The 26,977-nt window shown below is 41.3% G+C and carries 27 protein-coding genes and 1 other annotated feature; of the genes, 12 read left to right on the top strand and 15 right to left on the bottom strand.

The features are described from left to right. Nucleotides 1-234: 234 nt before the first annotated feature. Together pdxT and CUU66_RS16895 are read left to right on the top strand one after the other, a co-directional pair. The gene (pdxT, locus tag CUU66_RS16900) at nucleotides 235-822 is read left to right on the top strand and encodes a pyridoxal 5'-phosphate synthase glutaminase subunit PdxT (protein WP_101644284.1); all 588 of its coding nucleotides are present in this window, start codon (nucleotides 235-237) and stop codon (nucleotides 820-822) included. Nucleotides 823-936: 114 nt separating this feature from the next. Then, nucleotides 937-1,395, top strand: a complete 459-nt coding sequence (locus CUU66_RS16895) for a GNAT family N-acetyltransferase (RefSeq protein WP_101644282.1) — start codon at nucleotides 937-939, stop codon at nucleotides 1,393-1,395. A 20-nt stretch (nucleotides 1,396-1,415) separates the two neighbouring features. Here the strand turns inward: CUU66_RS16895 and CUU66_RS16890 are convergent, their stop codons facing one another. Then, the gene (locus tag CUU66_RS16890) at nucleotides 1,416-2,378 is read right to left on the bottom strand and encodes an aldo/keto reductase family protein (protein ID WP_101644280.1); all 963 of its coding nucleotides are present in this window, start codon (nucleotides 2,376-2,378) and stop codon (nucleotides 1,416-1,418) included. 146 nt (nucleotides 2,379-2,524) lie between these two features. Between CUU66_RS16890 and CUU66_RS16885 the strand changes: the two genes are divergently transcribed. The 4 genes from CUU66_RS16885 (at nucleotide 2,525) to CUU66_RS16870 (ending at nucleotide 5,204) form a co-directional block, all read left to right on the top strand. Then, nucleotides 2,525-3,364: a transporter substrate-binding domain-containing protein gene (locus tag CUU66_RS16885; protein ID WP_101644278.1), complete on the top strand. Its 840-nt coding sequence runs from the start codon at nucleotides 2,525-2,527 to the stop codon at nucleotides 3,362-3,364. Nucleotides 3,365-3,385: 21 nt separating this feature from the next. Further along, a complete protein-coding gene (locus CUU66_RS16880; RefSeq protein ID WP_374703009.1) occupies nucleotides 3,386-4,069 on the top strand; it encodes an amino acid ABC transporter permease in 684 nt (227 codons plus the stop codon). A 157-nt stretch (nucleotides 4,070-4,226) separates the two neighbouring features. Next, nucleotides 4,227-4,775 (top strand): cupin domain-containing protein, encoded by a 549-nt coding sequence (locus tag CUU66_RS16875; RefSeq protein ID WP_101644273.1) that lies wholly within the window; start codon nucleotides 4,227-4,229, stop codon nucleotides 4,773-4,775. A 60-nt stretch (nucleotides 4,776-4,835) separates the two neighbouring features. Continuing rightward, nucleotides 4,836-5,204: a VOC family protein gene (locus tag CUU66_RS16870; RefSeq protein ID WP_101644270.1), complete on the top strand. Its 369-nt coding sequence runs from the start codon at nucleotides 4,836-4,838 to the stop codon at nucleotides 5,202-5,204. Nucleotides 5,205-5,250: 46 nt separating this feature from the next. Here CUU66_RS16870 and proS read toward each other — a convergent pair whose 3' ends face one another. Next, the gene (gene proS / locus CUU66_RS16865; protein WP_101644268.1) at nucleotides 5,251-6,681 is read right to left on the bottom strand and encodes a proline--tRNA ligase; all 1,431 of its coding nucleotides are present in this window, start codon (nucleotides 6,679-6,681) and stop codon (nucleotides 5,251-5,253) included. Between the two features lie 204 nt (nucleotides 6,682-6,885). Continuing rightward, nucleotides 6,886-7,093, bottom strand: a binding site (T-box leader). A 154-nt stretch (nucleotides 7,094-7,247) separates the two neighbouring features. Between proS and CUU66_RS16855 the strand changes: the two genes are divergently transcribed. Both CUU66_RS16855 and CUU66_RS16850 read left to right on the top strand, forming a co-directional pair. After that, nucleotides 7,248-9,212: a nucleotide pyrophosphatase/phosphodiesterase family protein gene (locus tag CUU66_RS16855; protein WP_101644263.1), complete on the top strand. Its 1,965-nt coding sequence runs from the start codon at nucleotides 7,248-7,250 to the stop codon at nucleotides 9,210-9,212. A 108-nt stretch (nucleotides 9,213-9,320) separates the two neighbouring features. Further along, on the top strand, nucleotides 9,321-10,340 hold the full coding sequence (locus CUU66_RS16850) for a YsnF/AvaK domain-containing protein (protein ID WP_101644260.1): 1,020 nt from the start codon (nucleotides 9,321-9,323) through the stop codon (nucleotides 10,338-10,340). Nucleotides 10,341-10,378: 38 nt separating this feature from the next. On the opposite strand, the gene pstA is transcribed toward CUU66_RS16850, so the two are convergent. The 11 genes from pstA to CUU66_RS16795 form a co-directional block, all read right to left on the bottom strand. Continuing rightward, a complete protein-coding gene (gene pstA / locus CUU66_RS16845; protein WP_101644257.1) occupies nucleotides 10,379-11,317 on the bottom strand; it encodes a phosphate ABC transporter permease PstA in 939 nt (312 codons plus the stop codon). Continuing rightward, entirely contained in the window at nucleotides 11,314-12,201 is an 888-nt protein-coding gene (gene pstC, locus CUU66_RS16840; RefSeq protein WP_101644255.1) for a phosphate ABC transporter permease subunit PstC, read from the bottom strand. The genes pstA and pstC overlap by 4 nt, the downstream gene beginning before the upstream one ends. A gap of 84 nt (nucleotides 12,202-12,285) precedes the next feature. After that, nucleotides 12,286-13,173, bottom strand: a complete 888-nt coding sequence (locus CUU66_RS16835) for a phosphate ABC transporter substrate-binding protein PstS family protein (protein ID WP_101644253.1) — start codon at nucleotides 13,171-13,173, stop codon at nucleotides 12,286-12,288. 414 nt (nucleotides 13,174-13,587) lie between these two features. Further along, on the bottom strand, nucleotides 13,588-14,625 hold the full coding sequence (gene fni / locus CUU66_RS16830) for a type 2 isopentenyl-diphosphate Delta-isomerase (protein ID WP_101644251.1): 1,038 nt from the start codon (nucleotides 14,623-14,625) through the stop codon (nucleotides 13,588-13,590). A gap of 237 nt (nucleotides 14,626-14,862) precedes the next feature. After that, complete coding sequence (locus CUU66_RS16825) at nucleotides 14,863-15,909, bottom strand: ATP synthase beta subunit C-terminal domain-containing protein (RefSeq protein ID WP_101644249.1); 1,047 nt, start codon at nucleotides 15,907-15,909, stop codon at nucleotides 14,863-14,865. A 128-nt stretch (nucleotides 15,910-16,037) separates the two neighbouring features. Next, a complete protein-coding gene (locus CUU66_RS16820; protein ID WP_101644247.1) occupies nucleotides 16,038-16,991 on the bottom strand; it encodes a siderophore ABC transporter substrate-binding protein in 954 nt (317 codons plus the stop codon). A gap of 30 nt (nucleotides 16,992-17,021) precedes the next feature. After that, nucleotides 17,022-17,780, bottom strand: coding sequence for an iron ABC transporter ATP-binding protein (locus tag CUU66_RS16815; protein ID WP_101644245.1), 759 nt, complete (start codon nucleotides 17,778-17,780; stop codon nucleotides 17,022-17,024). Then, nucleotides 17,777-18,721 (bottom strand): iron chelate uptake ABC transporter family permease subunit, encoded by a 945-nt coding sequence (locus tag CUU66_RS16810; RefSeq protein ID WP_101644244.1) that lies wholly within the window; start codon nucleotides 18,719-18,721, stop codon nucleotides 17,777-17,779. The genes CUU66_RS16815 and CUU66_RS16810 overlap by 4 nt, the downstream gene beginning before the upstream one ends. Then, nucleotides 18,714-19,664 carry an ABC transporter permease gene (locus tag CUU66_RS16805; protein WP_101644241.1) on the bottom strand — a complete coding sequence of 317 codons (951 nt, stop codon included), beginning with the start codon at nucleotides 19,662-19,664 and terminating at the stop codon, nucleotides 18,714-18,716. Before CUU66_RS16805 ends, CUU66_RS16810 begins: the two co-directional genes overlap by 8 nt. A gap of 275 nt (nucleotides 19,665-19,939) precedes the next feature. Beyond that, nucleotides 19,940-21,553, bottom strand: a complete 1,614-nt coding sequence (gene dcuS / locus CUU66_RS16800) for a DcuS/MalK family sensor histidine kinase (protein ID WP_101644238.1) — start codon at nucleotides 21,551-21,553, stop codon at nucleotides 19,940-19,942. 13 nt (nucleotides 21,554-21,566) lie between these two features. Continuing rightward, nucleotides 21,567-22,232, bottom strand: coding sequence for a response regulator (locus CUU66_RS16795; protein WP_101644307.1), 666 nt, complete (start codon nucleotides 22,230-22,232; stop codon nucleotides 21,567-21,569). Nucleotides 22,233-22,430: 198 nt separating this feature from the next. Between CUU66_RS16795 and CUU66_RS16790 the strand changes: the two genes are divergently transcribed. The 3 genes from CUU66_RS16790 (at nucleotide 22,431) to CUU66_RS16780 (ending at nucleotide 25,336) form a co-directional block, all read left to right on the top strand. After that, a complete protein-coding gene (locus CUU66_RS16790) occupies nucleotides 22,431-23,708 on the top strand; it encodes a dicarboxylate/amino acid:cation symporter (RefSeq protein ID WP_101644305.1) in 1,278 nt (425 codons plus the stop codon). A 136-nt stretch (nucleotides 23,709-23,844) separates the two neighbouring features. Further along, the gene (locus tag CUU66_RS16785; protein WP_101644237.1) at nucleotides 23,845-24,687 is read left to right on the top strand and encodes a DUF1028 domain-containing protein; all 843 of its coding nucleotides are present in this window, start codon (nucleotides 23,845-23,847) and stop codon (nucleotides 24,685-24,687) included. A 427-nt stretch (nucleotides 24,688-25,114) separates the two neighbouring features. Continuing rightward, nucleotides 25,115-25,336 carry an alpha/beta-type small acid-soluble spore protein gene (locus CUU66_RS16780; protein WP_101644235.1) on the top strand — a complete coding sequence of 74 codons (222 nt, stop codon included), beginning with the start codon at nucleotides 25,115-25,117 and terminating at the stop codon, nucleotides 25,334-25,336. Between the two features lie 58 nt (nucleotides 25,337-25,394). Here the strand turns inward: CUU66_RS16780 and CUU66_RS16775 are convergent, their stop codons facing one another. Both CUU66_RS16775 and CUU66_RS24975 read right to left on the bottom strand, forming a co-directional pair. Beyond that, nucleotides 25,395-26,054 carry an HAD family hydrolase gene (locus CUU66_RS16775; RefSeq protein ID WP_101644233.1) on the bottom strand — a complete coding sequence of 220 codons (660 nt, stop codon included), beginning with the start codon at nucleotides 26,052-26,054 and terminating at the stop codon, nucleotides 25,395-25,397. 260 nt (nucleotides 26,055-26,314) lie between these two features. Next, on the bottom strand, nucleotides 26,315-26,491 hold the full coding sequence (locus CUU66_RS24975) for a hypothetical protein (RefSeq protein WP_257968037.1): 177 nt from the start codon (nucleotides 26,489-26,491) through the stop codon (nucleotides 26,315-26,317). A gap of 51 nt (nucleotides 26,492-26,542) precedes the next feature. On the opposite strand from CUU66_RS24975, the gene CUU66_RS24970 reads away from it, so the two are divergent. Continuing rightward, nucleotides 26,543-26,776, top strand: coding sequence for a hypothetical protein (locus CUU66_RS24970; protein WP_257968036.1), 234 nt, complete (start codon nucleotides 26,543-26,545; stop codon nucleotides 26,774-26,776). Nucleotides 26,777-26,977: the final 201 nt, after the last annotated feature.

Raw genomic sequence — 26,977 nt, 5'->3', positions numbered from 1 at the left:
GGATGGCAGTTCGCAGCTGGACACCATAAAAGCGAAGAACGGAGCTTTTTATAAATAACCTTATTTAAAGTACTATGAATTTCCTAACCTAGTTAAAAACTACAATATAAATAAAAAGCAGACACCTGACAGGCATAAGACGAGCCGCAGCAAAAGGTCCCTCTTGCCTTAGATGACGATTGGCTTATGAACCGAAGGTGCTAGTTTGTGTTTGAAAAGAAAGGAAGAAATACTATGGCAACAATAGGGATCCTTGGATTACAGGGTGCTGTGGAAGAACATCTGAAGAGTATTGTGTCAGCCGGCCATCAAGGTACAGTCATCAAGCTCCCCCATCAGTTAGATGGGATTGATGCATTAATTATTCCTGGCGGCGAAAGCACGGCAATCCGGAAGCTTATGGATCAATTCGGCTTTGTTGAGAAGATTCAGGCATTTTCTGCCTTGAAGAAGCCCATTTTCGGGACTTGCGCCGGCATGGTTCTTCTTGCGGAGCGTGTATCCGGATCAGAAGACAGCCATCTGGGTCTCATGGATATTACGGTTCAAAGAAATGCATTCGGCCGTCAAAAAGAGAGCTTTGAGGCAGAAATTCCTGTTGAAGGTTTATTAAACCCTTTTCCTGCCGTGTTCATTCGAGCTCCCTATATTGAACAAGCGGGCAGTGAAGTGGAAGTGTTAGCGACCTGCGAGGGCAGCATCGTAATGGCCCGGCAGAATCACCTGCTCGCTTGCTCCTTTCACCCGGAGTTAACAGACGATCCTGGAGTGCTGCTTATCTTCTTAGAGATGGTAGAACAGTCCGTCAGCACTCCCCTTTAATACCACAAACAGCTGCTTCGTACGCGGCAGCTGTTTGTTATAATGAATGATAAAACCGTCCAACTAGACAAACCCCGTGTAATGATTCACATTAAATAAGCCATGAGGTGACCCATGAATATTTATCAAGCTTCCATTGAAGATTTAGAAGGTATTTCCGAACTTTTTAACCTGTATCGCATTTTTTATAGACAGCCGTCCGACCTGGATGCTGCACAGGCTTTCATAAAAGAAAGGCTTATTAATCGTGACTCGATTATTTTTGCAGCCGTTAACGATGGGACCTATGCTGGGTTCACACAGCTTTATCCTACCTTTTCCTCCGTCTCTATGAAAAGGGACCTTATCCTTAATGATTTGTATGTACATGAGGATGCCAGAAAGCTCGGTGCAGGAAGGCTGCTATTAGATGCTGCAAAGGAATATGCAATCAAGACCGGTGCAAAAGGCCTTTCTTTGCAGACGGCACATGATAACTACACAGCACAAAGACTCTATGAATCATACGGTTATCAGCAGGAAACAGAATTCATGTCTTATCATTTAAGTGTTGCAAGCGTTGAACAAGGGTAATCAGCCGAAGAAAACACCCTTTAATCCTGAAGGTGTGTTTTCCTGTTAAAGATATATTCAATTTTCCTCATAACGTCTTCAGGAATCTCTTCAAGGATTGAACTGGTATTCTCTTCGATTTGCTGGGTAGACGAAGCTCCTACCAATGCACTTGAGACATTTTTGTTTGCAAGGACCCATGAGATGGCCAGCTGCGAGAGAGTTAAGCCGAGTTCGCGTGCTACACTTTCGAACTGAGCTGCCTTCTCCAGGTTTCCTTTTGTAAATAATCGATTAAAAAACTTGTTAGTATTTGAGTTCGTGGCTCTGCTGTTTTTAGGTATCAACTTATTATATTTTCCGGTAAGGATTCCCTGTGCCAGTGGACTGAATACAATCTGAGAGATTCCATTGTTTTTTGAATAGGGGATAATTTCTGGTTCAATATCCCGTTTTATAAGGCTGTATTCACATTGATGAACGATGATCCTTCTCCATAAATGGGCATCAGCTATCTTTACAGCCTCCTCTAACTGTTCCTTGTTCCAGTTAGAGACTCCGGCGTATAATATTTTGCCTTGCATGATCAAGTTTTCAATGGTCCTCAGTGTTTCTTCAACAGGGGTCTCTGTGTCGAAACTATGACAATAGAAAATATCTATATAATCAAGTTTCATTCTAACGAGGCTGGCTTCCACCTGTGAAGTAATATGTTTCCGGGATAAACCTCTGCTGTTTGCACCATTTCCCACTGGCCAATATGCTTTCGTTGCCACAATATATTCGTTTCTTGGAAAAGATTTAAGAGCAGATGCTACAATTTGTTCAGCTCTGCCACTTTGATAGACATTTGCCGTATCAAATACATTAATCCCTAAATGAAAGGCTTTATGTATGACCCTCGCCGATTCTTCTTCGTTCAATCTTTCTCCGAATGTTAAGTAGCTGCCCAGACTAACTTCACTGACTTTTAAACCTGAATTCTCCAGTTTCCGATACCTCATTGCACCAACCTTCCATTATCAGACCTATTTCCCCGAACCTTATTATAATAAGATTTAGAGAGTTTTTTCAAAATTTTTCAATATTTGCGGATTGCCTGAACACATGCTAATGTTTTAATGGATAAACAGAATAAAGGAGGATTTACATGTTCAAGAGATTTACTGCACTAGTTGTTCTATTATCCTTTTCCCTTATAATTGCAGCATGCGGAAATGGTGGAAATAAAGAGAAAGAAGAAAAAACTGCCTGGGATCAGATTAAGAAAGACGGCAAGTTAGTCGTAGCTACTTCTGGTACCCTCTACCCTACTTCCTATCATGATGAAAAATCAAAAGAGCTTACTGGCTATGAGGTCGAACTTGTTCGTGAACTAGCTAAAAGATTGAAGCTGAAAGTAGAGTTTTCAGAGATGGCCTTTGACGGAATGCTGACATCTGTCAACAGTGGAAAAGTTGATCTTGCGGCTAACGATATTTCGATTACGGATGAACGTAAAGAAAAGTTCGAGTTTACCAAACCCTACAAATATTCTTATGGAACGGCAATGGTCCGCAAGGATGATTTATCCGGAATTAAAACACTGGATGACTTGAAAGGTAAAAAAGCTGGTGGAGAGGCTACGACAGTATTCATGGATATAGCCCGCAAGCACGGCGCAAAAGAAGTGATTTATGATAATGCTTCAAGCGATCAGTACATGAAAGATCTGGCGGCGGGCCGCACCGATGTTATTTTAAACGATTATTACCTTCAAAGATTAGCGGCAGCCTATTATAAAGATTTAAATGTCACGATCCATCCTGATATTAAATATTATCCTAATAACCAGGCGATCATCTTGAAAAAAGGCAGTACAGAGCTGGCTGAAAAGATAAATGCTGCACTTGATGAAATGAAAGAAGATGGCACTTTATCTAAATTGTCTAAGCAATATTATGAAGGTGCCGACGTATCCCAAAAACCGGATGTAGAATTTCAAGACTAAACAATAAAAGGGGAAGGAATTATGGAAAACATTCATTGGGAATACCTGTTTAATCCTGAGTTGGCCATTCAATCCCTCCCCTATATACTCGAGGGAATTGGATATACCCTGCTGATTTCTTTCGTAAGCATGGCTGCTGGATTAGTGCTTGGGTTTTTCTTAGCATTGGGGCGGACTTCTAAATCGCCTTTATTGCGCTGGCCTGCAAGAGCCTACATTTCCTTCATGAGAGGAGTACCGATTCTTGTTGTACTTTTCCTTTTATACTTTGGCTTCCCTGTCATTGGAATCGAGTTTAGTGCCGTTACTGCGGCACTACTAGGCTTCAGTCTGAATAGCGCTGCCTATATGGCAGAGATTAATCGGTCTGCTATCACCTCAATCGATAAAGGGCAATGGGAAGCTGCATCCTCTGTTGGATTATCCTATTGGCAGACATTAAGGGGCATCATCCTTCCGCAGGCAGTCCGGATAGCCGTGCCCCCGCTTGCCAATGTACTATTGGACTTAATTAAGGCATCTTCCCTGGCAGCCATGATTACGGTTCCTGAGCTTTTTCAGAAAGCAAAAATTGTCGGCGGAAGGGAATTTGACTACATGACGATGTATATTGTTGTGGCCCTTATTTATTGGGGAATCTGCACACTGGTATCTGTCCTGCAGGAATTCCTTGAGCGCAAATTCAGTATGTATGCTAAAACATAAGCAGGTCTCTGTCCGAAAAGCGGACAGAGACTTTTATTAATTTACGCTTTTGTAGGCTCGCCGTTTTACTTTCTTAACTTAAATTACTAATTAAACGTTTGTTTAAATGCCCTTCCTTAAGGGAAATTTCTTACAAAAAGAGAATTGAGGGATTTACATGGAAAAGCTCGAAGTCCAGACATTTATGTTTCAAGAAGATGGAACCATACCTAACAACCCCTCTCTGCCTGTCATTTTGTATTCACGCGCTTGTAAAGGCAAAGAACCGGATATAGAGAAAATATTTAATAAAAATAATTGGCTTAACAGCTGGACTGGCGGTGTGTTTGAATATCACCACTACCATAGCAATACTCATGAAGTTTTAGGTGTGATCAAAGGAAATGCCACACTCCAGATTGGGGGGGAATCCGGAAAAGAACTGAATGTCACAGAAGGTGATATTATCGTGCTTCCGGCTGGTACTGGCCATAGAAATATTTCAGCAAGTTCGGATTTTGAAGTTGCGGGAGCCTACCCTGACGGCATGGAGCATAATCTTAGAGTTGGAAAACAGGAAGAAATTGTATTAGCCAAAGAGGACATAAAACAGGTTCCGCTTCCAGACAAAGATCCCGTTTATGGAGTAGACGGGCCTTTACTTGAAAACTGGGTAAATAATAATCCGGAACCAGCTGCAGAAGCGATAGATATTAAGATTCGTTAATTGTTACCAAGAAAGCTTTCGGGTACGATAGTATTAAAAGTTTTCCTGGGAGGTAGCGTGTTGAAAAGTGCCAGTCCATATATTTTTATTGATAACTGCCAGCAGGTTATGAAGCATTATCAGAGCATACTTGGTGCCGAGATTAAAAATATACAGAAATCCGAAGATGGAAAATGCCTCCATGCAGAGCTTCATGTAGGTGAAAGCATTATTCACTTTTCTGATACCTTTGGCAAAACAGCTCAGGGAGACCACATTCGGATCTCTCTTGAGTGTGAGAGCGAGGAAGAAATTCGCCGTGTATATCAATTATTAAGTGCCCATGGGACCGTTACAGTGGAACTCCAGGATACATTCTGGGGAGCTGTACACGCCAACTTCATTGACCAGTTTGGCGTCGGCTGGCTTCTGAATTATCAAAAACAATAAGTGAAGAAAAGCTGCTGTACCGGGGTACAGCAGCTTTTCTATGATCTTAGTAAGCTTTCGCCCAATATACCATCTGTTCGGCCTTTTTACCGCAGCAGACACATTGCTCCGAAACCTCCTCCTGCTCAAACGGAATGCATCTGGACGTAGCACCTGTTTCTTCCTTTATTAAATCTTCGCACGCTCTATCCCCGCACCACATGGCTTTGATAAATCCCGCTTTCGTTTCTACAATCTCCTTCAATTCCTCAAGAGTCACAGCAGGCGTTGTCTTTTGTTCTCTGTGATCTATAGCCTTTTGATATAAATTCTGCTGAATATCCCGGAGTAGATCTTGTACTGTCGATTCCAGGGCGTCAGCTGCTACAATGAGTTTCTCCCCTGTGTCGCGTCTGACCAGTACCACCTGATTTTTCTCTATATCTTTTGGACCCACTTCGAGCCTTAAAGGAATCCCTTTCATTTCATACTCATTAAATTTCCAGCCTGGTTTTTTATCACTCGCATCTATATCTGCCCGCACCAACTTAGATAAGGTATTTTTCAGCTCGTAAGCATAGTCTAAGACTCCTTCCTTATGCTGGGCGATTGGGACAATCATAAGCTGGGTTGGCGCTGCATTCGGCGGGATCACTAATCCTCTGTCATCACCATGGACCATGATCATAGCCCCGATGATACGGGTGGTAAAGCCCCATGAGGTCTGGTGCACATGCTGGAGCTTCCCTTCTTTATCCGTAAACTGGATGCCAAAGGCTTCGGCAAATCCTTGTCCTAAGTGGTGGGAGGTACCGGACTGGAGAGCCTTTCCGTCATGCATTAAACTTTCAATTGTATACGTCAATTTAGCTCCTGCAAATTTCTCTTTTTCCGTTTTCTGCCCTTTCACAACAGGAATGGCCAATACTTTCTCGCATACTTCTTCATAAACATTCAGCATTCTAACGGTTTCTTCGAGTGCTTCCTCGTCCGTTGCATGGCAGGTATGACCTTCCTGCCATAAAAACTCCAGCGTTCTTAAAAACGGACGCGTTGTCTTTTCCCAGCGGACAACATTAGACCATTGATTATATAGCTTTGGTAAATCTCTATAGGAATGGATAATGTTTCGATAATGCTCTGCAAAGAGCACTTCGGAAGTAGGCCGTACACAAAGTCTTTCAGCAAGCTTTTCCTCTCCCCCATGAGTGACCCATGCCACTTCAGGAGCAAATCCTTCAATATGGTCCTTCTCCTTTTGAAGAAGACTTTCAGGGATGAATAAAGGCATATAGACATTTTCATGTCCTGTTTCTTTAAAGCGTGTATCCAGCTCTTGTTTAATGTTTTCCCATAGGGCATAGCCGTAAGGCCGGATGATCATGGAGCCTCTCACACTCGAGTAATCAATTAAATCAGCTTTTGTTACGACATCTGTATACCACTTAGCAAAATCCTCATCCATTGCCGTGACATCTTTAACAAATTCTTTTGCCATTTCCAGCACCTCTTATATGGAGTTTTTTATAATAGCTCTGTTGAATTTCTCTGTTGATTACACCCAGCGGCACTCGCTTTCCGCGGCGCGTTCGGGAACCTCCTCGGCGTTTACGACTGGGAGCTTTTTCCGAAAGCAGTTTCACACCTGTTGTTAAGATCAACATCGTGTATAGCCTTATTCATAAAAAAAGCCCTGCTATTAAAGAGGGACCAAGTCATTTGGCGGTACCACCCTCATTTAAAGCAATGCTTTACACTCTCCCATGATAACGGATGGACCCGCTTATATCTTCATTTGATATAGAACTCAAAGGCAGGTTCAAATGCCGGTCTATAGAAACCTTTTCAGCAGGCAGGTTCCCTCTCTGGATAGACGTTTACATTTTACTGATCCTTATCACTGTTTCAGCTATTTCTTGAAATTATATAAATTCCAGCCATATTATGTCAAATGAATTTTGACCTTTTTGGAAAAAAGTACTTCGCTCCAAGGAACAAGAAGCAGTTTCATCTTTGTGTAGATAAGGTAAAAGGGAGGTACATCTAAGATTTGGAGGAAAAAACATGTTAAAAAAACGAATCGTTTTTGCAGGTCTGATCAGCATAAGCCTGCTTTTGATAAAGAATCCTGCATATGCTGCAGGTCCAGAGACGAAGGAAAATAAAGTGGTTCTAATCTCGTTTGACGGAATGAGAAATGATTTAACTAAGCAATATCTAAAAGAGGATAAATTGCCTCACATCAAAAAATTAGCTGAAAATGGTGTTATGGCAAAAACCACTTCCACAATCACTCCTTCCCTAACCGCTCCCTCCCATGCAGCTATAGCAACTGGAGCCAGGCCCTCTAAAACAGGAATAGTCAGTAATCAATGGCATGAATCCAAAAAAATCCTTACCAATAAAGACGACGCCTTTCAGACGGAATCAGCAGTGCCTCCTGTATGGACTGAAGCTGAAAAACAAGGGAAAACGACTGCCACCATTGCCTTCCCTGGGGCTAATCCAAAGGATGGAAAACAAGGAGATTACTCCATTTTCTATGGCGAAACCTGGTCTCCTGCAGCCCTGGAATCATTACAGTTTAAACAAGCCGCCGATTGGAACAATTCGCCGCGCAGTTTCAGCCCTTTGAAGGAATCTTCTATACCTATTAAAGTCGAAAATGGAAAGAACCATATGATTCATATCTTAGCCGTGGACTCTACAGATGACCACAAACAAAACTATGATGACTTTATTTTATCTGAGGACAAGGAGATAGATAAAAGTGATTCTACTTCTAGAGGGAAGAAATGGGAATCACTTGCTTTAAATATAAAGGACAATAAAACCGCAGGCTTTTGGTTTAAGATCCGGTCAAAAAATGATGATCTCACGGACTCTGCCCCCATGTACCGCACCGCTGTTACCTCTGGATTAGTCCGCGGGCCCAAAGGATTTACAGATGAAATTAAAAGGAACTTTGGCTTTTTCCCTATCCAGGATGACAATCCTTCTCTTGAAAAGGGGTGGATCACCCGAAAAGAATATGAAGAGATCAGCAGCCGCTTTGTAATGTGGATTACAGATGTTTCTCTATATATTAAACAAAAGCATAACCCCGATTTAGTCATGTTCTACGCGCCACAGATTGACCATGAGCAGCATAAATATTTGCTGTCTGATCCTAGGCAGCCGGGTTATTCAGAACAAAAATCCAAAGAATATTCAAAGTACATTGAATGGTCCTATCGTCTGGCCGACCAAGTCGTAGGAAAAACGATGAAATCCCTTAAAGAAAATGATCATTTACTCATTGTATCTGACCACGGGATGGAGCCGGCTCATTCTACTCTGGAGCCTAATAAACTATTAAAGGATGCCGGCCTATTAAAGGTGGATAAACATAACCAAATAGATTACAAACACTCAAAGGCGTATTCAGTCCCGAGCAGCTCCATCGCCCATGTATATATCAATCTAAAATCCCGGGAAAAAAATGGGGTTGTCAGTCCGGAGGAATACGACTCTGTACGGGCCGAAATCATGGATACTTTTAAGCAGGCAGAAGTTAAGCGGCAGAAAAAGGGAGCTGTAGCTGCCCATGAATTAAAAGAGTTATACGCAGGCCTCCGTGTAGAAGGATTTTCAGTCAATCTAGTAAAAGAACATACCAGAAACATGTGGGATAACACATTCGGCGATAAAGTCCATCCTTTTGAAGAAATTATCAAAGTAACCCCTGACAATAAAAACTTTGGCCATCCTAATTCTGGAGATGTTGTATTGGTTGGGGCTCCTGGCTTTATAATGGGCAGTTCTACAGATTCTTTGGTAAAGCCGGCCATCGAGTTAGGTACTCATGGCGGAAATCCTTCAAGGGAGAAGCTGCGCCCTGTATTTTTTGCAGCCGGACAGGAATTTCCTAAACACAAAAAAATCGATTCTATGACAAACCTAAAAGTGGCCCCCACTATATATGAACTCTTAGAGATTAAAAAACCCTCATTTGTCGAAAAAAGGGGGTTGACAAAATATCATTATTAATTTTTACCAGTATATGAACCTGTTTATCTTAGTTCAATCGGGGTAAACAAAGCATGTAACCAAAAAAACAAATCATCTATCTGAATGGATGTTAAGGAGGACTTCAAAATGGTAAAACAAGTTGTAGGTGTATTCGATTCACAACAGGAAACGGTTGAAGCGATCAGAGGATTAACGTCACAGGGATATGATACAGACCAGATTTCAGTTATCACAAACCGAAGAGATAATGACATTCTTGAATCTCGTGCCGGAGCAACAGTCGATAATGGAATGAACTCCACTCATTCGAATCATGAAGGGGATTCTTTCTGGGATAAAGTAAAAGACTTTTTTGCAATGGATGAAACCTATGATTCAACGAGCCGTCTATCAAGCCTGAATTTATCCGCAACGGAGGAGAGCGAATATAATTCCCAGCTGGAAAACGGAAAGTATTTGCTGGTCGTAGACGGAAACGGTGATGTATCTCTTGGTACAGGAACGGACTATGATACTAGCTTAAATACAAACAGCACTGGATATGACTCTACATTAACCGGTACAGCTGCGGGTTCTTTCACAGGAACAGCTGCTAGTACGACCGATTATGATTCAACAGTAATGGGCTCAACCACAGGTGATACCAATTATGACACCACGCTGACCGGTACTGGTCGGTCAGGAGTGACTGGAAACACTGGTTTTGGAACAGGTGACCGCTTAGATGAAACCGATGAAGAACGTACATTAAGGCTTCGGGAAGAACAACTCGATGTTAGTAAGCGTGAAGTTCAAACAGGCGAAGTTGAAGTAAATAAAGAAGTATATGAAGAACGTGAAACAGTGGATGTACCTGTTAAACATGAGGAAGTATACGTTGAACGCCGTCCAGTAAATGAGGAAGGTGCATCCTTTGACAGCACGATTGATGGCAATGAAACGATTAAAGTTCCGATTGTAGAGGAACAAATTGAAGTAACCAAGAAACCAGTGGTTACAGACGAAATTGTAATTGGTAAACGTACAGTAGAAGAAACTAAACAGGTTTCTGAAACAGTCAAAAAAGAAGATGCAACTCTTGATACTACTGGGAGCACAAAGGTAGAGGGAGACCATAATTTTAACAAGTCAAATGATAGATTTTAATGAAGATTAATAAAACGCCGGCATTTGCCGGCGTTTTATTATGCTGTTTTTTGAACGGAATCTACACTTTTTTGAACCTTCTTTTTCCTGCTTGTTCCTTTATTATACTTATCCAATGTTTTTGCAGCTAATCTAGCTAAAATATTGAACATAAGCACCATCACGATCAGCACTGCAGCTGATTTAGTAGCTATTGCTGCAGCATCTGGAACGATACCCTCAGAATTCAACTTCCAAATATGCACGGCAAGTGTTTCTGCAGGCCTGAAAATATTAAAAGGGTTTACCGGACTGGAAAGGTCAGCGGCCGTATTTAACATCGGGGTTGTTAAACCTGCTGTATAAATCAGGGCCGCCGCTTCACCAAATACTCTTCCGGCAGATAGTATAACTCCGGTTATGATTTCTTGCATAGCTGTAGGCAATGAAACCTTGACTAGGGTCTGCCATTTGGTTGCCCCAAGACCGTAGCTTGCTTCTTTAACGTTTTGCGGTACAGAGGCAATGGCGGACTCACATACCCTCGTTAAACCTGGAAGATTAAGAATTGTAAGAACTAAAGCTCCCCCTATCAACGTATATCCCCAGTGGGCGAGCGTTACGAAAATCAATAAACCAAATAAGCCGACAACAATTGATGGAAGTGATGCCATAGTTTCAATACATAATCTTACGAAGTTTAGAAACCTTCCCTGCTTTGCATATTCAGCTAAGTAGATCCCTGCTCCAAGCCCAAGAGGTACCGAAATGATCAGGGAAAGAATTAGCAAATAGAAAGAGTTAAAGAGCTGAGGACCAATTCCGCCCCCAGCCATAGTATTGCTTGGACGCCCGAATAGAAAGGCTGGATCCCAAAAGCCCCAGCCTCTGGAGATGATTTCAACTACCAAATAAACAAGAAGAGCTATAACAGCAAACGCAATCGCATAAAATATTCCTGTCCAGATGTTATTAACGGTCCTGGCTGAGCTTCTCATGCTTGTGCCCCCTTTTTAGAGATGACTCTGATGATTAGAATAAATAAGAATGAAATCAGCAGTAAAATCATGGCAAGAGTCCACAAAGCATTATTCCATGCAGTTCCATTAAGCGTATTGGACATGTCCATGGAAAGAATTCCTGTTAGTGTCGATGTTGGACTGTACAGACCATCTGGAAGCTTCACTGTGTTTCCGATTACCATTTGAACCGCGAGCGCTTCACCAAAGGCTCTGGCCAATCCAAGTACTACACCTGTCATAATCCCTGTTTTCGCAGCAGGAACAACCACCCGGCTGACAGCCTGCCAGCGCGTTGAACCTAATCCATATGATGCTTCTAAATAAGCAGGAGACACTCCTCTAATCGCATCATCGGCAATACTTGCAATGGTCGGCAGAATCATAATACTAAGGACAATGACACCGGCAATTAAACTGAAGCCGACACCGCCAAAATTTTCGCGCAGCATCGGAACAAGAATCACAACACCTAAAAATCCGTAAACTACGGAAGGAATACCAACAAGAAGCTCAAGCACAGGCTTAAGAAAACGGGCTCCAAATTTTGGAGCTATATGATTATTAAAAATCGCAATCGCAATTCCTATTGGTGCACTAATAATTACTGCTCCCAAGGAAACGGCCGTCGAGCCGGCTATAAATACGAGAGCTCCATATGATTTATTATTTGGACTCCATTTATCCGAAGTTAAAAATTCCCCTAATGACAATTTACTATCCAGGAAGGACTGCATGCCTTTCTGGCAGATAAAAATAATAATTGCCAGTGTTGTTAATACGATTAAAAAACCACATATTGTGACAAGTGTTCTTCCAATATATTCGTTTTTAATATAGTTGATAGATTTTTTCCCCTTCATCTCTACACCGCCTAGCCTTTATAGTCATTCACAGCGAAGAAGACTGGCTCATCCAGGCCAGTCTTGCATTCAGTTTGGATTGTCTTACTCTAATTCGCTCATTGGGATATAACCCATTTCTTCTACCTTTGCAGCAAATTCTTCACCCGATACAAAGTTAATGAATTCTTTTGCAGCATCCTTAGGCTCACCGTTTGTTATCATGTATTCGTAAGACCAGAAAGGATATTTCTCAGCAGAAACATTTTCAATTGTTGGTTCTACATCGTTGATTTTCAATGTTTTCAGGCTGTCTTTTTTATCTCCTACGAAATAAGACATGGCAAGATAGCTGACTGATCCGGGAGTTGTGTTAATAGACTGTTCAACAGCACCGCTGGAGTCTTGAGCAGTTCCGATACTGTCATCTACTTTTACATCTTTCATAATCGTTTTCTCAAATGTTGCACGAGTACCAGAAGATGCAGGACGGTTGATTACGTTGATTTTCTCATCGTTTCCGCCAACCTCTTTCCAGTTTTTATATTTACCTGAGAAGATTCCTTGAATTTGTTCTTCTTTTAGAGATTCAACTTTAACATCCTTATTTACAACTAATGCAAAGGCAATTCCTGCAACTTTTGTATCAACAAGCTTATCAGCTTGAGTTTTATCTTCAATTTTATCAGCTGAAGGTACGTCAGAGTTACCGATATCAATAGCACCAGCTGCTACCTGGTTAACACCTGTTCCACTTCCTCCGCCTTGTACAGTTACTGAAAGGTTAGGATTTTTGCCAGTAATTTCATTGGCTGCTTCCTCTGCCAGCGGCTGTAACGCAGTTGATCCTGCTGCTGTAAGAGTTCCAGAAATTTCTTCTGTTTTAGCTCCTGATTTTTCTTTTTCTGCACCAGATTCTTTTGAATTACCGCATCCAGCTAAAGCTCCTGCCATTACTAATGCTGCCATTGTTACTTTAAATCCTTTTACCATTTCATTGCCCCCTATTTTTATATAAGTTTTTTGAAATCTAGGTCATGTACTCTCTCTTGAGTACATTTTCATTATAAAAAGAGAATGTTGTCCTGGTATGAAGGGAAGTTTAATATATTGTAAATTTGTACAAGAATAGGTTTTCACATAGGTTTTTCAGATCCAAAGCTATTTAAATCAATATTTCACAGGGGTTTTTAGCATTTGCCAGTCAGAAGTATAAAACTCTGGTTCACTTTCGCATTTACAATTTCTTTACAAATGAACTGTTTTTGCCTAGAAACGTAGAAAATCCAAACTACAGGGGAGTAAAAATTTTTATGAAATTCATATTACATTTCAACAATATTTCCTGAGAAATACAAAAAAGGAACAAAAAAAAGCCCTATTCGACACAGGGCTCGGGTTCTTATTTTAATCTGCTTTTATTAAATACGAGGTGTTTCTGAGCTTACTCATTGAATCGGCACCAATCCCAAACATGACAATCTTACATTCTAGTTCTATTCGCTCAAAGAGACTGATAAGGGAATCAGCAGATTCTACCGCAGACTTGAGAATCGACCGGCCAAATCCTGCTAAATTAGCGCCCAGCGCAATAGCTTTTGCGGCTTCCACTCCATTTTTAATACCTCCGCTTGCGAGGAGCATGCCTTTATACCCGTGTGCTCGTGCACTTACTATGCAATCAGCAGTAGGAATTCCCCAGTCCATAAAAGATTCTGCAGCTTTTATTTTAAGCGGGTCCTGCGAACGAAGCTTTTCCACCTGACTCCATGAAGTTCCGCCAGAACCAGCAGTGTCAATAAATGATACACCTATCTCAGATAATTTCTTAGCTGCTGCTCCATGAATTCCCCATCCAACTTCTTTTACTCCTACAGGCACGTTCAACTGGGAACAGAGCGATTCAATTTTCTTTAGTAATCCTTTAAAATTGGTATCTCCACCTGGCTGAAATACCTCTTGAAGGCTGTTTAAATGAAGAACCAATGCATCAGCCTCTATCAAATCTATAACTTTTCTACAGTCATCGACTGTAAAACCGTAGTTGAGCTGGACAGCTCCAAGATTTGCGAACAATGGAATATCAGGAGCATATTGTCTAACCTGAAACGTATAAGCATGCTCAGGGCTTTCTAGTGCAGCTCTCGTAGAGCCCAGCCCCATCGACCAGCCTCTAGCTTGTGCAGCAAGTGCCAGGTTTTTGTTTATCTCCATCGCCTGCTTTGTACCGCCAGTCATCGAGCTTATTACAAATGGAGTTCTAACCACTTTACCTAAAAAATCAGAAGATAAATTAATATCTTTAAAATCCAGCTCTGGCAGGGCCTGGTGTATAAACCGGTATTTTTCAAGGCCCGTTGTAATGTTTTTGCCGGAAACGTCTTCTTCCAAGCTAATCCTTATATGCTCATCTTTTCTATCGCTAATGGAATTATGTTGATTCACAAGAAAACAGCCCCTTTTACGCAAGGATACAATAGGAGTTCGAACTTCCACACTTATCCTTTAGTTTCCCTTTTACCTTCGGCTGCATACGGCCAGCCACTGATATTTTGCTATCATGCCGCTGCTTTTTTTGTTCCAAATTTTCCTCTGAAGACCGCACTTCAGCCTAGACGTCATGAAAAAAGCTCTTTTCTTGTGTATGAAAAGAGCTTTGCCATGATATCATTCCTTTAAAGATTAACCTAAAGTACCAATATAGTCCAGCTTCTCCACTTCTTCTGAGTCAACGGCCCCGTCGAGAATTTTCCGGATATCCTGCAGGGAGTCTTGAACACTGACTGTCACACCCTTTTTCAAAGTGAAAGGTTCTGCTACATAAAAGGGCTGAGTTAAATAGGCCTCAAGTCTTTCTCCCCTTTTGTAGGTCTGCATTTCAGCGGCCGGAAGTTTTTCTACACCGCGTGCACTGACAAGGGAACGAAGCTCTCGATATCTGCGCAGCAGCTTTTGTGCCCGCTGCTGTATAGACAGATGATTTTGATCAAGATGGGCTCCTTCAAGTACTGACGAAGTCGAATATAGAGGATTTACAGCGGGATACTTCTGCCTCGCCGATAAATCGGCATCAAAATGCCATAATGTTTCCAGTGGCCCAAAAGGCAGATCTTCATCTACGGCTTCACCTTTTAAATCTACAAGAAAGGTTGTGATCCGGTCCAGCCCATTCTCCTGCAGCTGCTCCTGAAGTTTTAGTATGTCACCTGAGATTACATGGGACCGATCTGCAGCAAAGGCAATATCAACTCCTGAACCGAGTTCAGACATCTTATCGTAAGCATCCTTAATGGAATTCACTGCGATATCGACTTCCTCCAGTAAATCATATAGTTCCTGAGGGTTTCCTTCAGGCTGCAGGAGAACAATCGTGAACCCTTTTTGTTTCAGCCTGTTAAATATTTCTGCCAATACTACTAATTGGCCCATACCCGGCCTTGCTATCAGTCCGACAGTTCCTCCTGCTGCAAGCGGTGCAAAGACATCCAGGGTTTTTATACCTGTCTCAATCATATCTACTTTTTCCGCTCTGATAATTAATTCATCAAGGCTGCATTCAGCAAGGTCAGCTAAAGCCACCAATGTTCTGACCTCGGAACGTCCGACAGGGATCTTGCCAGTGCAGAGATTAGACACCGTTGCCGGGCGCAGTCCGACGGATTTTGCTGCAGTGGTTAAATTAGGTACCTTCCTTCTTAGCAAAGCTACATTTAATTTTAAGTTTTCCATATCCGGCCTCCTTGTTTTTTCTTAGAGTAATTCATTATCTCAACATATTCAAGTTGACATTACTTTTTAGAGTAATAAATTTTACACAAAAAACTGTCCATCAACGGGGACGGACAGCATAGACGTTCTTATTCGATTCCTTTTTGAGCTTCTTCCACCATTTCTGCAACGGATACAAGCCCGCCGCCTGAAAGGTACCAATACCCAGGGTCAAGATATACAATTTTATCATTTGTATAAGCCTTCGTTTTCTTAACCAGCTGGTTTTCTATTACTTTCTTTGCATTGTTGCCTTCACCAACAGCGGCATCTCGATCTATTACATATAAGATATCCGGGTTTGTTTCCGCAATGAATTCCATGGAAATGTTTTGCCCGTGAGTTGGGTCCGCATCAATCTTATCAGCCGCTGACTGGATGCCGAGGACATCATGTATCAGGCCAAAGCGAGAATTTGGTCCAAAAGCAGTTACTTTTCCGCCTGCTGTTAATGTGATAAGAGCCTTCGCATTATTTCCTTCAGCCTTTTTCTTAATATCATCTATTGAACTTTCAATATCAGCAAGTTCCTTTTCAGCTTGTTCTTCTTTTCCAAAGATTTTTGCCAGTGTGTTAACATTACCTTCAAACGACTCCATAAACTTCTTGTTATCGATTCCCATAAAAATAGTAGGAGCTATTTCTTCAAATTTATCGTAAAGATCTTGCTGTCTGCCTGAAATGATAATTAAATCCGGCTTGATTTCATTAATTGCTTCAAAGTCTGGTTCCTTTAAGCTGCCAATATTTTTATACTTTTCACCCTTATATTTTTCAAGGTAATCAGGCAGGTTCTGCTGAGGCACCCCGGCAATAGAGTCTTCCATGCCAAGTTTATCTAGAGTATCCAGCATTCCTAAGTCCATTGTGACAACTTTCTTAGGATTTTTCATAACTTTTGTTTCACCTAATTGATGATTTACAACAATCTCTTCCGAATCCTTGCCTTTTCCCGATCCTGATGTTTTTTCCTGGCTGCCGCACGCAGCGGTAAAAACCATGATAATAGAAATTATCACTAATAAAGATAACTTTTGTTTCATGTGGAACACTCCTTTTTATAACCTTTTCTATTAAGCGTAATACATACAAATCTTGTTATTATTAATATTTTGTATCGTTATATCCATTTCGTAAATTCCACGTAAAACCGCTGAGTCAATGATATGTTCAGCAGCACCATCTTCTACGATTCTCCCATCCTTTAAGGCAACTATGTAATCTGAATAGCAGGAAGCAAAATTGATATCATGAATAACAATGACCACTGTTTTCCCTAATTCATCAGTAAGCCTGCGAAGTACCTTCATAATTTGTACAGAATGTTTCATATCAAGATTATTAAGAGGTTCATCGAGCAGGATGTATTCCGTATTCTGGGCAATGACCATCGCTATATAGGCTCTCTGCTGCTGGCCGCCGCTTAGCTGGTCAAGGTATTTATGTTGAATATCTGTAAGCTCCATGTAAGATATGGCTTCAACTACGAATTTCCAATCTTCCTTTGTCAGCCTTCCCTGGGAAGAAGGAAACCGGCCGAACGAAACTAATTCTCTGACTGTCAGTTTAATGGAGATATGGTTCGACTGTTTGAGTATGGAGATTTTCTTTGCAAGTTCACTGCTCTTACAATTAGAAAGCTTTTGATCGTCGATATAAATGTCACCGCTGTCGACTTTCATCAGCCGGCTTATCATGGAAAGCAGGGTGCTCTTGCCCGCACCGTTAGGTCCGATAAATGAAGTTATTTTGCCTTTTGCGATGTCCAGCGAGACATTGTCGACTACACTTTTATTTCCAAATTGCTTCGTAACATTCTTGACCTGTATCATGCTTTACTCTCCTTTAACAATAAGTATATGAAGTACACTCCGCCTATAAAGTTGATAATTACGCTTAACGTTGTAGAGAAGGTAAAAACTCTTTCTACAATAAGAACTCCACCGACTAAAGCGATAACGCTAAGAAGTGCAGAACTGGCGAACAAAGTAATATGTTTATAGGTGTTGATATACTGATAGGCAACATTTGCAACAAGCAGCCCTAGGAACGTAATCGGGCCCACCAATGCAGTAGATATAGAGATTAACACAGCGACTACTATGAGCAGCCTCTTAACTACATGGTCATAGCTGACTCCCAGGTTAATGGCCTGCTCTCTGCCAAGCGCCAGAACGTCTAGATACCTGACAAACCTTGATAAATACCAGCCTAGCATCAGGAGAAGGACAATGGACAGCGTAAGAAGATCTGTATGAATATTATTGAAACTCGCGAACATGCGGTCTTGTATGACTAAAAACTCATTCGGATCAATAATTACCTGCATAAAGGAAGAGAAGCTTTGAAATAATGTTCCCAGAACCAGCCCAACCAGCAGCAGAAAGTAAATGTTCTGACCCTCTTTTTTAAATAAAAACCTATATAACAAACCTGCAAATAAAACCATGATCCCTACACATAGAAGAAAATTTATATTCTTGTTCATGACAACGGCACTTGTTGATCCAAACGCAAAAATCAAAAAGGTTTGAATGAGCATATACAGAGAATCGAGGCCAATGATACTTGGTGTAAGGATACGGTTATTAGTAATGGTCTGAAATATGATGGTTGAAACAGCAATGGATATACCAGTTAAGATAATGGCGATTAACTTAATTGTTCTCTTCGGTACAACATATTCCCAATAGTTTCCCATATCGGTAAATAAGAAGATTAATATAAGGATGATTGAAACGGCTGATAGAATTCCTAATTTGACTTTATGCATAAGCCCTGCTCCTCATCAATATATACAGAAAGATTCCACTGCCTATGACTCCCACGGTCAAACCGATCGGTATTTCATACGGATATATGAGGATCCGGCCAATGATGTCGCAGGCGAGCAGGAATACTGCTCCTAATAGCGCTGTATCGAGCAGGTTTTTCTTCAAATTATCGCCATTATAGAGGGAAACAATATTTGGAACAATTAAACCTAAAAATGGTATAGCACCTACCGTTAAAATGACAGATGTAGTAGATAAGGCTACGATTATCAGGCCTATGTTCACAATTAACCTATAATTGAGGCCTACATTTATCGAGAAATCCTCACCCATTCCTGCAAGGGTGAATTTATTAGCAAAGAGATAGGCTATGAATACAAGCGGTACACTTATATAGATCATTTCGTACCTTCCTGCCATGACCATGGAAAAATCACCGTGGAGCCATGCAGAAATACTCTGGATCAAGTCGTATTTATAAGCAAAAAAAGTAGTCATTGAGGAGATGATACTTCCCAGCATCAATCCAACAAGCGGGATGAATATGGCATCTTTGAACTTGATCCGGTCGAGGATCTTCATGAATAGAAAGGTGCCAGCTAGTGCAAACAATGAGGCAATAATCATTTTCTGCATCATCGTAGCAGAAGAAAAAATAATCATGGAAACCAATATTCCTAATCGTGCAGAATCCATAGTGCCGGCAGTCGTAGGTGAGACAAACTTGTTCCGGCTGAGCTGCTGCATGATTAAACCACATATGCTCATGCTGATTCCAGCCAAAAGGATGGAAACAAGGCGCGGCACCCTGCTGATCGTCAAAATCTCTCGCTCTTCCCCGTTTAAGTGGAAAAGATCCAGCGGGCTAACATCCTTTACTCCAATAAACAAAGAGGTAACCGAAAGAATTATTAATACTAGAAGCAATAGAACTTTTCTCATAAACCAACCCGCTTTTCATGCTAACCATCGGCCGCTATTTATTGATTTGAGAATGATAAACATTCTCAATGAAACTTAAAAAAAAACACATCATTCATTTTTACATAACATAAGCTTAAGCTTGCTTAATCGCAAATGAAATTCATTCTCATTCAAGCTCAGTTTTTATTATCTAATAGTACGGCCGGCTTTGTCAATCATCATTCAGAATTTTATGGAATTTTACTCATTTATAGCTGGTCCTTCATTTAACTTAAAGGAATAATAGCTCCCTATTATTCCTTTGCGTGATAAGGTAAATCCACGATGAAAATTGTACCTTCTCCTTCCTTTGAGAAAAGCTCAGCGTGTCCATTAAGCCTATTTAGGCTTTGGGTGAGATGAAATAGACCAAGCCCTCTGTCTGCCCCTTTCGTTGAAAAACCTTTTTTGAATATTTGCTGCTGAAGCTCTTTAGGAATTCCTTCACCTGTATCATGGACTTCCAAAGAGAGATGTTGATTAAAATAATCGAATCGTATCATGATTCGTTTCGTTTTCGACTTCTCAACGGCTGCAATAGCGTTATTAATTAAGTTCCCAAGGATTACAACAAGCTCATGAATTACGCTTGGATCGCGTGATTCGGGTATCTCTCCATCTCCATCCACCACGAATTCAACTTTATTCTCCCTTGCATAACTGAGCTTTCCTAATAAAAAGCCAGCTAAGACCGGATCCTTTATACGCTGCGCGATAAAGCCTGATTCCGTTTGATGATGTTCAACCATTTTACTAATATAACTAGAAACACTTTGATAATTTTGCATAGAAATGAGACCGGATATTACGTGAAGCTTGTTCATAAATTCATGCGACTGAGAGCGCAAAGCATCCGCATACAGCTTCACCCCGGTCAATTGTTCTGCCAGCTCCTTTAACTCAGTTCTATCCCTAAAGGTCGCGATGGCTCCAACTACCTGTTCTTTTACAAGAATAGGCACTAAGTTGGTGACAATAGCCAGACCGTTTACATTTTGTTCAAGGTCGTGTTTTGGCCGCCCTGAATTTAAAATATTGGAAAGTCCTAAATCCGGCATAAATGTATCTATCTTTCTGCCAATAAGATCACCAGAAATGCCAGCTGATTGCAGAAGCCTGTTCCCTTCCTTGTTAACCAGCTTTATCCTGCCTTCAGCATCCACTGCAATAATTCCCTCTTTAGCCGATTGCAGCATTGCAATACGTTCTTCAAGCAGTCCAGCAATCTCCTCTGGTTCTAAACCAAATAGTATGGACTTAATTTTTCTTGCTAAAAGAACTGCCCCGAGTATACCTGCAGCTACGCCGAAAATCATTCCCGCATAAATGACCTGCCTGCCTTTTGAGACCGCATCATTTACTTCTTCCAGCATAATACCTACTGCTACAGCTCCAATCTGTCTATGATGATCATCATAGACAGGAGCAAAAGCTCTCAGTGATGTTCCCAGTGTACCTTTCGCAACGGAAATATACTCTCTGCCCCTTAAAACCGTTCCTTCATCACCACCTCTAAATCTTTTCCCTATTAATTCAGAATGAGGATGAGACTTTCGAATGCCCTTCATATCCATAACAACAATAAATTCAACCCCAGCTGCAGCCTGAACCTCACGGGTGTAGGCTTGGACATCCGTTTCGCTGCTCTTATTCGGCTGAAGTGATTCGATAACCTGAGATGAACGAGAAACGATCCGCGCAATATCGGCAGCTTTTTCGGCTTTAAGATTCTTCGTATCCTCCGCGACTCTTTTTATTACCATCGCTTCCGTAATAACGAGGGATATGATAACGACCGTACATACGAGGAGAGTTATGGTAGTCTGCAATGAATAATTGATCACCTTCCGCCCTGTTAGTTTTTTCATTAAGTTCCCCACTTTACAAGCCATATCGATTGACCGGGCGTCCTACTCCGCCATATTGTACAGTTATGTTTACTTTTCCTGTTTTCTCAAGATGATCAAGATACCGCCTTGCGGTAACACGGGCAATCCCAATACTTTCGGCAACTTCCTCGGCAGATACGGGAGACTTTTCACTTGAAATATAATCGATAATTTTATTTAAGGTATGGCGATGCAGTCCTTTTGGCAAATCTTCAGTGTTTACGTCTTCACTGTAGTTGAGAAGCTGATCCAGCTCATGCTGCTGGACTGAATTTTTTTCTTCCATTTTAAGACGGAAAGAATAGTACTGTTCAAGCGCTCTTTTTATCCTCTCAAATGTAAACGGTTTTAAAATATAATCCACTGCGCCGTACTGCAGGACTTTATGAATGGTTTCCATATCGCTTGCAGCTGTGATTGCCATTACATCAACAGACAGACCATCCAGCCGAAACTGCTTTATTGTTTCAAAACCGTCCAGCTTCGGCATAAAAATATCGATTATGACGAGGTCCGGTTTTAATTTGCTGACTAATTGCAGCCCTTCCTCCCCATTACTGGCATGTCCAATTACTTGGTAGCCCTCGACTTTTTCGATATATTGCCTGTTAATCTCCCGTACCATTGGATCATCCTCTATCAATAATACCTTTATCACGTTCATTTTTATTTTCACCTGCTTTTTCAAGCTATTTATTCCATTATGAATCTCTTAAACTATGAGTACAAATACTTTGAAGAATATTTCTGATACCAAAAAGAACAAAAAGAACTATATGACCAAAAACTTAAACTACACCATCTTTTCTTATAAGATAAATGAAAGCGTTACCAAACTGAGAGAGGTGAAGGATTGTTGAAACTTAATTTTAGAAACTTAACCGTGCAGGTTATTACCGGTATAGTCTTAGGTATTATTATTGGATTTATTTTTCCCAAGTTCGGTACCGACCTTAAAATTTTGGCTGATATTTTTATAAAACTGATAAAGCTCGTAATTGCCCCGATTGTATTCCTTACGATTGTTATTGGAATTGGCAATATGGGAGACTTAAAGAAAGTCGGCCGCATTGGAGGAAAAACTCTCCTTTATTTTGAAATTATTTCAACACTCGCACTTGTAATTGGTTTAGTTGTAGTGAATGTTCTAAAACCAGGTAACGGATTCAATACAAACTCCGTACAAGGCGGAGATATCTCCGAGTTTACTGAACAGGCAAAAGAGACCAGCCACGGTGCCATTGAGTTTATTATGGGTATAATTCCAGATAACTTCTTGGGAGCAATGGCGAAAGGCGAACTATTGCCGATTCTATTTATTGCCGTGCTGTTCGGAATAGCTGCTGCCGGTTTGGGCAGCAAAGCAAAGCCTGTTATATCTTTATTTGAACAAATTGCCGAGATCTTCTTTGGCATCGTAAATATAGTCATGAAATTTTCTCCTGTCGCTGCGATGGGAGCGATGGCCTATACAATTGGCAACTTCGGAATCGGCTCCCTTTTTTCTTTAGGTAAATTAATGGCCAGCGTATATTTGACCATGTTTTTATTTATCGTAGTCATTTTGGGACTCGTGGCAAAATTATATAAATTCAATATCTTCAAGTTCATAGGTTATATCAAGGAAGAAATTTTGCTGGTCCTTGGGACATCTTCATCTGAAAGTGCTTTGCCGCGGATGATGGAGAAGCTCGAGAAATACGGGTGCTCTAAATCGGTCGTAGGTCTTGTCATCCCGACCGGCTACTCCTTCAATCTGGATGGCACCGCCATTTATTTGTCCATGGCTGCCATTTTCATCGCCCAGGCCTTTGGGATCGACCTGAGTATCTGGCAGGAGATTACCCTTCTTGGAATTTTAATGCTCACATCAAAAGGCGCTGCCGGTGTGACAGGTTCGGGTTTTATTACACTTGCCGCGACACTTGCCGCTTTCCCCATGATTCCTGTAGAAGGCATTGCCCTGCTTCTCGGCGTGGACCGCTTCATGTCAGAAGCACGTGCCATTACCAACCTTATTGGCAATGGTGTAGCTACAGTGGTTGTGTCAAAAATGGAAAACGAGTTTCATCCTGAAGAGAAACTTAATATCCCGCCTCCTGTCGACAACGGCAGGGATAAAGTTTCTGTATGAGATTTGAGGAGCTAAAACATCAGGTTTTAGCTCTCTTTTTTATCGGGGAGCCAGCAAGGTAAACATACCCTGAGCGATTTTCTTTATGCTACACTAATACAAAAGGATTTTACTGTTAACAAAGGGGAGAAAATACATGACTTACTCAATTGCTGGCTTTGATCCAAAGGAAAAAGAATGGGGTATTGCCGTACAATCCAAATTTCTAGGAGTCGGTGCAGTTGTACCGTGGGCAAAAGCAGGTGTGGGTGCAGTAGCTACCCAATCATATGCGAATACAGCCTATGGTCCCCTGGCACTCGCGGCTATGGAAAATGGGATATCGGCTGAAGAAGCTTTGAATGATCTGATAAGTCATGATCCTGACAGAGAAATGCGGCAGGTTGGGCTGATCGATGCAAAGGGAAATCCTGCAACATACACAGGCAGCCAATGCTATGATTGGGCCGGAGGTATAACTGGACCACACTTTGCTGCACAGGGAAATATACTTGTAGATGAAAAAACCGTACAGGCTATGGCCGACAGCTTCTTAAATTCTGAAGGGCCGCTGGCGGAACGTCTATTGCATGCCCTACATGCAGGGCAGGAGGCAGGCGGAGACAGCAGAGGCCAGCAATCAGCCGCAATCCTTGTTGTAAAAGAACAAGGAGGATATGGCGGATATAATGACCGCTTTGTTGATTTAAGAGTGGAAGATCATCCCGAACCCATAACTGAACTCATCCGAATCTACAACCTTCATCAGCTATATTTTGCCCCATCTAAAGCAGAAAATATTATGAATATTGAAGGAGAAATCAAAACGGAACTTACACAGCACCTCAAGCGCTTAAACTACATAAAAGAAGACGCGGTAAATGACGAACAACTACAAAAAGCTTTCACTGCCTACCTGCATACCGAAAACTTCGAAGGCCGTGAACAGCCGGAAGGCAAGCTTGACATGGAAGTCTTAGCTTTTATGAGAAAGAGCTGATGGGGACTGTCCCCCATTTCCCAAATTATTTCCCAAGGAGATCGCCTTCTTGGTTTTTTTTCGTGGACATTGTTCATTTCAGTTATAAAATAGTTTAAGGAAGATTGGGATAAAAAATACAGGCGAAGAATCGGCTTCATTAAAATCGTATTTCCCGATCTTAAGATAGACTGTTTTATGGACTGGACTGAGCAGTATCCTCAGACTATGCATAATGATGATACTTCAAACTTCTAGACACATAAAATTGCGTTTAGACACATTAACCATCTTATTTACCCTCCAAGTCTGCCCGATGAATGCCTAACATCCATGGGTCTATCCTTAGAAAAACATCAATATTTCAAAATGACAAAAAGTTCCTGAAAAATGAAATGCATGTTCTTCCGAAATAGAGGCAGATTATCTATTAAGGAGGTGAAAACACATGGCAAATCGCAGTGGTTCAAACCGTCAAAAGTTAGTTCCAGGTGCTCAACAAGCAATCGACCAAATGAAGTATGAAATCGCTCAAGAATTTGGCGTACAGCTTGGAGCAGAAACAGTATCTCGTGCAAACGGATCTGTTGGTGGAGAAATTACAAAACGTCTAGTTGCTACAGCACAATCTCAATTAGTAGGTCAATTCGGCGGAAACACTTTAGCTTAATAATTAAATAAAATGGATGAAGGCTGCCTGTTTCCCCAGGCAGCCTTCTTAGTGTATCCTATTTCAATACTCTACATTCATCAAGCAAATCAAGAAATTCTCTCTCAGCCATTGACTCTAACCGCAAATCAAACGCATGGAAGGCCATCCTCTTCGTTATGTCATTGGGGACAATCACACACAAAAGACCTGCAGCTTTTGCAGCTCTGGTGCCATTTGGGGAATCCTCAAATGCAATGGCTTCCTGCGGTGCAACTCCAAGGCATTTACAGGCTTCAAGATAAAGTTCAGGATCCGGTTTCACATTTTTCACGTCATCTGCCGTCCGTATACAATCAAAAAATGGATATAAGTCAAACTTCTTCAGGAAACCATTCACCCATTTTCGTGTTGAACTGGAAGCAAGACCAATCTTGAGGCCCTGGTTTCTTGCAGCCTCCAGGTAAGCCGCTACTCCTGGCCGGATGGTTCTGCCTTCCATAAGCACTTCATGCTTATTCTTGCCCCACTGGTGCAGTGCGGCACGATCAATAGGTCTGTTCACAGATGTCTCTAAATAATCATACAGCTCATCATCACCTGTCCCCACACATCGTTCCCACACCTCCAATGGAAGTTCATGGCCATGCTCCTTGAAAAGCTCTGCCATCACCTCAAACCATACGGATTCGGTATCAATAATTAAACCGTCAAAGTCGAAAACAACCGCTTTTATCATTTTGTTCCTCCATTGATCTTATAAATATCCTTTTATCCTCATCGTTGCTTCTCTATTTGTCGCCCCTCTATCATCTGTTAATTGATTCCCTTTGTCTACTATTTGTGAGGAGTACTTAATCCTGTCGTAAAAAGAGTATTAATTCCATCCTTTTTATAATTAATAATTGTCAAATTGTATAACTACAGCTATCACATTCCGTTTTCAGGATAACTAATTTTGTCGTTAAACTGCTGTCTTCTGAATACCGTAATTCGTCGCTACCAATCCCTTAGTAATTCTTCAGTGGATTGTCTGTGTAAAGTGAATGCCACAATCCTGACCATCGCGGGGATTCCGATGGAAGCAGGCATTACTGCTGGTGGCCGTACTGGATTAACCAGCATCGTTACAGGCGTGATGCTGCTTGCGTCATTCTTATTTATCCCAGTCATCAAAGTGGTTCCGCCCAGCGCGGTTCCCCTATTTTGATTTTAATCGGAGTGCTGATGCTGCAAAACATCGCCCATCTTTCAAAGGATGATTTATCAGAAAGCTTTCCAGCACTTCTGATCATTGTCCTCATTCCGTTAACCTACAGCATTGCGGACGGAATGGCCGTCGGATTTATCTTATACCCGCTGTTAAAACTCCTGATGGGCAAAGGCAAAGAAATCCATCCGGCTCTTTATGTGGTTGCCCTGTTGTTTATCAGCAATATTGTTTTGCAAAACGTGCTCTAATAGCTGAAAAAAGACCAGGATAACAAATTTCTGTTTGCTCCATCCTGGTCTTTTTTTCTTAGATTTATTTATTCTTCATTCATAACTTTTAATCTCTTACCTTATTTTCAACCCTCTATTACTTACGAAATATTTATACATAAATATGTATCTTAATGCTTTCTAACAGACTAGCAATATGCTAAAATATGTTTCGTATTC

The sequence above is a fragment of the Peribacillus deserti genome, assembly GCF_002863585.1.
In the GTDB taxonomy this organism is placed as follows: domain Bacteria; phylum Bacillota; class Bacilli; order Bacillales; family DSM-1321; genus Paraperibacillus; species Paraperibacillus deserti_A.
Note: the sequence above shows the minus strand (reverse complement) of the source record. Positions and strands in the feature narration are given on the sequence as shown.